Genomic DNA, 5,687 nt, shown 5'->3' with positions numbered 1-5,687 from the left:
TTCTATCGGAGCGGCAAAAAAGTCTTTGGCTGCTGCATACAAATGCTTGGAGACCTCGACAAGCTCAGGTGCAGGCACTGCAACAAGTCCGTCGAGTTTTAAAGCTTCGCTAAACTCGGTTGCTATGCGTGCTTGCTCCTCTTCTGCTAACTGAGTGAATCCCTCCAATGAGAGAACTTTGGGGCGAAACATAGTGGAAGAGAGAGAGAGGCTCTCATCTGACGATGGCTCAAGAGAGTTACGGGCAGGAACATTTTCATATGAGCTCATCTATTATTTCCTCTATTCAAAAAACGCGTACAGGCATTCCGTCAGTAACTATCCCCCTACCATTCTTCAGAAACCCCATGCCCTAGTCAAACAATCTAAAAATAGGAGATTATGATTCGTACTATAACGTACCAATTCGGCGTATGTTCGTGGCGCTTTCAGCATACAATAAGCCAGATACCGAGAATGAATTTACCTGTGAGTAAATCAATACTCATATTCTGGGCCTCATATTACTTCTATGCCTCTAGCGACTTATCACTTTTGTATGAGGTTTATAATTTCCAGCCTCACGCTGAAACTAGCGGCGTTCCGCTCGAGTCTTTTGGCCTTCGTTTCTCGAGTACACGTTAATATACGTCTCAATTCCTGAAATTCACCGGTGGCCCCGTGTCCTGTCGTCTCTCTTCCCGGCGAGTACTGGGTGCTATTATTTCACGGTCCGCATCTGCCGAAGATACCATAGGCATTGATCTGATTCATATTTGACTAGGACTTTAGGGCAATTAAAATGATCATTGCCTGTGATATATCAATGAAATTGTTGCCAAGGAACTTCTGATGTTCCATGGTTTCGTCACCCTTTTGAACAGGTAAATTCCTTTTTATCTGTATTCAAAGCTCAAATTGAACAGGAAGAGATCGCAAGCCATGAAACGTTGGATTATCCATCCAATTTGGAGCCCGCCCGGGATTTGCTGGCCGAATTGTCGGAAATCTATCCAGGATTCTAAGCATCATCTCTCGTAATTCAAGAGAAACAAGTGGCATCCCTGAACAAGCGTGGGTTCCAGCGCCAAATCCGAGATGCTTGTTATCTGTCCCACTTCTAAGAAGAGCTTCACGGTTCATAGTGCTCGGGTAAAGGCAGGGCAGAAGTACTGTTCGAGGGAGTGTTTTCAAAAGAAGATAAGCGCTTAACTTTCAGATAGTTATGGTGGATTGGAGTACAAGCTATTAGCTTATTCCACTTCCAAAGTCCTATTAATTATCAGGACATTCCACTATACTCCTACCCCTGCAATGTAGCCTGCAAGTCTTGTTTTGAAGCAGTAAAGTAGTTTATGGCACGTCTTATTTTTCGCCTGATCCGTGAATCCTCTGGAGAGTACTGCCTTCACTCGACTCACTTCTCAGGTTCGCACGAGAAAAAGCCCCTTCGATGTGAGCGAGGGCTTAGTCCGTCCACCCTTAAAGGTGTGGGCGAGTTCAGGTGGACCGCCGCTGTTAAGGCTCTTACTCTACTTTTATTAAGATTTAGGCTTTCTGATAAGTATGAGTTCGGCTTAGAGGGTGGGAAGGGCTCTGCCGCCCAGAGTTTGGATTATGCAATTAGCAAGCAGACCTCATGGCTTATGGACATGTTTGGCACAGATAGCTCAGGGAAAGCCTATGTCAAGTATCTCATAAAGCGGGTTAACCCGGAGAGACGAAGGCCCGGACCGGTTCGTTTAGGTGTAAACAGGAACATATTGCTGCCAAGCGATTTTCAAGTTGAAGTAGATGGCCGGGATGTGATTAGCCTCGAGGAACTGAAAGAGATTGAGCGATCTTTGAGTGACATGCTTGGAGAACGATTGCCATCTGAGGCTCAGAATTCAGGAGTGCAATTCAATAGATCTGAGAAAGTATCAATTACCGCTCATTCATTCGTTCCTTTCTTTGTTGGAGGCATCCCTTCGAATGCCAAGCCTGATCCGCACTTCAAAGTCCTGGCTTGTCGTGAAGGTCAGGTGGATCTTTATTTCTTCCCATCTGGATTCGCCGTTGCCTACCTAAAAGAGCAATTTGCATGCGAAGACGTAGTTAGTTTTTTACACATGAGGCGAAAGCATCACTTATCCATTCTCGACGAGAATTCACCCCTTACTCAGCTCCTGAAAGGATTCCAGGTCAGGGACGTAACTAGCTGTTTTCACATACCGGATCGCCTATCCTACGTAATGTCCTGCCATCAACTTGATAACCACGACGGGTCGCTCACGCCCACTCAGCTTGCTTTGCTCGCTGAACCATCTATCCTAGGTATTACGGACGATCCTTTTTCGCCCCCCGAGGAAATGCCCATCTCAGATTTAGAACAGGTAGTGAGGAACTACAGTTCGAAGTGGGAGCGGGATGTTAAGGTAGTGCGATTTGAGCACTCGAATTACTTCATTTCATGGGCAAACGTAGTCTTAGAGTCTCTTGCTAAGAATACTCAGGATCTTTTTCCGCTAATTTTTCTCCAAATTAGGCTTCAGTATTTATGGTACCGACTTCATTTTTTCACTGAGGCATTAGAGGAACTGACAGAGCGTCATGAGGGCTTTCTTTCTCAGAAAACCTTAATTGAGGCGCAAGGCAAGGAGCTCATGAGAGAATATCGAAGTTTCAAGAGAATTAGGCCAACCGCGGGGACGAACTTCATACGGCTCAAATCCCTGCTAATTGAGACAAGTCAAGTCGATAATCTTTACGAGATGTTTCTAAATACCCTGAACGGCATCGCGCCAGGCCAGATTCCTGCTCTATCTGATACAGTTGTGGAGGGGGCATGGGAAACGCATTAGTAGTGGTTGATCTCCAAGAAGGCTTCGTCAACGAGAAGACGGAGCAAACGGCTCATGATATTAAAGACCTCGTTGAAGGTGCTGTATTTGATCCTGTCGTATTTACGAGATTTAGGAATTCAGAGTTCTCCCCTCACAGGCAATTCTTAGGATGGGACCGTCTTCTTCGTGAGGATGAATATCGTTTGTGGAGAGAGATTGAACCATTAGCTAAGGATGTCTTTGATAAGGCCTCTTACACATCTTTGACCCCCGAGTTTCGACATCGACTCTTCACCCAAAATATTGATACCGTTTTTGTAGCTGGACTTGATACTGATTGTTGCGTTCTAAAAACTGCTTCAGATCTTTTTGAAAGTGGCGTAAGGGCAGTAGTACTTGCCGACTTTTGTGCCTCAAATGGAGGAGAGAAGAGTCATAAGGCGGGCTTACTTGCCCTTCGGAGACTGATCGGCCGAAATAACATCATTGAAGGAATATCTGACCTTTCAGAGCTTAAGGATTATGTAGCTAGAAATTTTGGTCAAAATACGCCAATCATTATCCCTGAGGTAACTCCACTAGACCCAGACTCTTTGACGCTAACCGATGCTTACGATAGAGCATGGTCTCTGATGAGCCAAGCTGTCAGTTCTAGTTTGAAGCCCACTTTACTTCCGACTATAGCAACTTCCCGGGGTGACAATCCATCGATCCGGGTGGTGGTATTGCGAGAGGCTACTCAGCAGGAGGGTACTCTTAGCTTCTTCACAGATGTAAGGACGGAGAAGGTTAAAGAGATTAAGAGAAATAATTTTGTTGCTCTTTGTCTCTACGACCAAAATTCTAATTCGCAGATCATCGCTAGAGGTGAGGCTTTCCTTCATCATGACGATGAACTTGCTAAGAAGGCCTTTTCGAAAGTCCCTTCCTCATCGCTGGGAGCCTATATGAGTGATTTGCCTTCTGGTACTCCTCGAGAGACAGCTCACTCTGGATTGCCAGACCGTATCGTACAATTTGGAGGGGAAGCTTCGGACCGCAATGAGGCTTATAGGAATTTCTGTCTTGTGCAGGTTCGACTTTCCGATCTTGAGTTTGCCACCCTTTCACCTGATAGGGGCTGGATGCGAGCTAGGTTCGAGATAAACCAAGGTACGGAACGTGGAGTTTGGGTTACTCCTTAGGTTCAATCAGTCGCTGTCTCCTTGAAGTGGCGCTTAACCTCAGCTGTATTTAGCCAGTACAACAAATAGCAAGCTAAAATTGCCTCAAGAACTACTACAACGTGCTCAAAGGGTTTGCTCAGAAAGGGAAGAGCAAGCAAGTTCAGTAGAGCTAAGAGAGAAGTGAGCATTACGAGAATTCTTGCCCAATTGTGTTCCTCCAATAATCAGGTACCACCCAATAACCACGTACCCCAATAACCACGTACCACCATCTTCTTTTACTCTACTATCTCACTATGTCGTTGGCGACCTTGAAGAGCTCTTGTTGCATTTACGTTATTGAAGAGGCGCTCAGAAGCTCGCTAACCCCCTGACTTTTGGTAGTGGTGGGAGAGGTGTATCTACTGCTCTCCTCTCCATACATAGAATTAATCAGTTAGCGAGTTCTCCAACAACACTCAGATAAGGCACGTGCAACAAACGCTCCTTAAGTTACTGAGGAAGGAGTCAGATAATAAAGATTAAAAAAGATGGTGGTACCTGATTATTGGGGGCTATTATAATTGCTGAATCACTATGGAGAAGCTAATGGAAAAGGATAAAGGGAAATTTGCTATTGAGCAGGCTTTTAGAGGCACACCCGATGCAACTGATCTTGTATCAGTAAGACGTCAATTTGCAGAAGAAATTGGCTGGACGAGGCTCCTTAAGAACCAACGAGTCCTGGAAGCATTTGCCAATGTTCCAAGAGAAAACTTTCTCCCAAAGGGTCCATGGCTCGTCTACAACCCTTCAGTCGGTTACATAGAGACTCCTTCGGATGATCCGCGTCATGTCTACCACAATACACGAATTGCACTCGACCCAGAACGAATTCTCAATAACGGAGAGCCTGGACTTACCGCTTCAGTCATGGATTACGCCGAGCCAAAAGAAGGGGAAAAGGTGGTACACATCGGTTGCGGAGCCGGATACTTTACAGCGGTCTGGGCCCAGATTATAGGAGAAAAAGGTCAAGTAACTGCGATTGAAATTGACGAAGAACTTGCTGAAAGAGCGAAGCAGAACCTTAAAGAACTCCCAAATGTTAATGTAATCTCTGGAAATGGCGCTTTTGAAAAGTTTGAAGGTGCAGATATTATCGTCATGAGCGCTGGAACAAACCGACTTCAACGTAATTGGGTGGAGAGTTTAAATGACGGCGGGCGACTGCTAGTTCCATTTACTCTCTCAGACAGGTGGGGCCAACTCCTCAGGGTTACCCGAGACGGAGACCGCTTTACGTCCGAATTCATGAAGGGCGAAGGGGTTACTTACTACGAGCTCCAAGGGGCTCGTGACGACTATCTCGAAAAACAGATCAAAGTGTCACTTGAGAAGTATGGATGGGACTTTAAAGGACGAATCTACCTCACGTCTGAGCCTAAGGCAGATTCAGTGTGGCTTAACATTCCAAGCGAGGAGCTTTCGATTTGTGTCGAATAGTATGCAATAAAAAACAGAAGCTGCCCCCAGTAATCAAGTACCCAGTAATCAGGTACCACCATCTTTTTTTCTCATACTCACGAACTATCGGAGGACTTCCCTCCGATTAACACCATGTCATGGGAAATCCACTACGAACCAAAGACCCGTCTCTTTACCGCCTCATTACCACCCGCACGGTACGAGCTGAGATGTGGCTCATGCCTACTGCTAAGAATACAAAGCTCATAGG

Annotated in this window: 5 protein-coding genes; 3 read left to right on the top strand and 2 right to left on the bottom strand. The window is 45.7% G+C overall.

Annotation, left to right across the window (positions count from 1 at the left end):
- On the bottom strand, positions 1–270 hold a 270-nt coding region (locus tag EBR25_12120; protein ID NBW41731.1), incomplete at its 3' end, for a hypothetical protein.
- 615 nt (positions 271–885) lie between these two features.
- Positions 886–1,122, bottom strand: a complete 237-nt coding sequence (locus EBR25_12115) for a cytochrome P450 (protein NBW41730.1) — start codon at positions 1,120–1,122, stop codon at positions 886–888.
- A gap of 212 nt (positions 1,123–1,334) precedes the next feature.
- Between EBR25_12115 and EBR25_12110 the strand changes: the two genes are divergently transcribed.
- The 3 genes from EBR25_12110 (at position 1,335) to EBR25_12100 (ending at position 5,455) form a co-directional block, all read left to right on the top strand.
- On the top strand, positions 1,335–2,822 hold the full coding sequence (locus tag EBR25_12110; protein ID NBW41729.1) for a hypothetical protein: 1,488 nt from the start codon (positions 1,335–1,337) through the stop codon (positions 2,820–2,822).
- A complete protein-coding gene (locus tag EBR25_12105) occupies positions 2,807–3,988 on the top strand; it encodes an isochorismatase family protein (GenBank protein NBW41728.1) in 1,182 nt (393 codons plus the stop codon). The genes EBR25_12110 and EBR25_12105 overlap by 16 nt, the downstream gene beginning before the upstream one ends.
- Before the next feature lie 558 nt (positions 3,989–4,546).
- Positions 4,547–5,455: a methyltransferase domain-containing protein gene (locus tag EBR25_12100; protein NBW41727.1), complete on the top strand. Its 909-nt coding sequence runs from the start codon at positions 4,547–4,549 to the stop codon at positions 5,453–5,455.
- The last annotated feature ends 232 nt before the right edge of the window (positions 5,456–5,687 follow it).

The organism is bacterium, from assembly GCA_009926305.1.
Classification (GTDB): domain Bacteria; phylum Bdellovibrionota_C; class UBA2361; order UBA2361; family RFPC01; genus RFPC01.
Note: the sequence above shows the minus strand (reverse complement) of the source record. Positions and strands in the feature narration are given on the sequence as shown.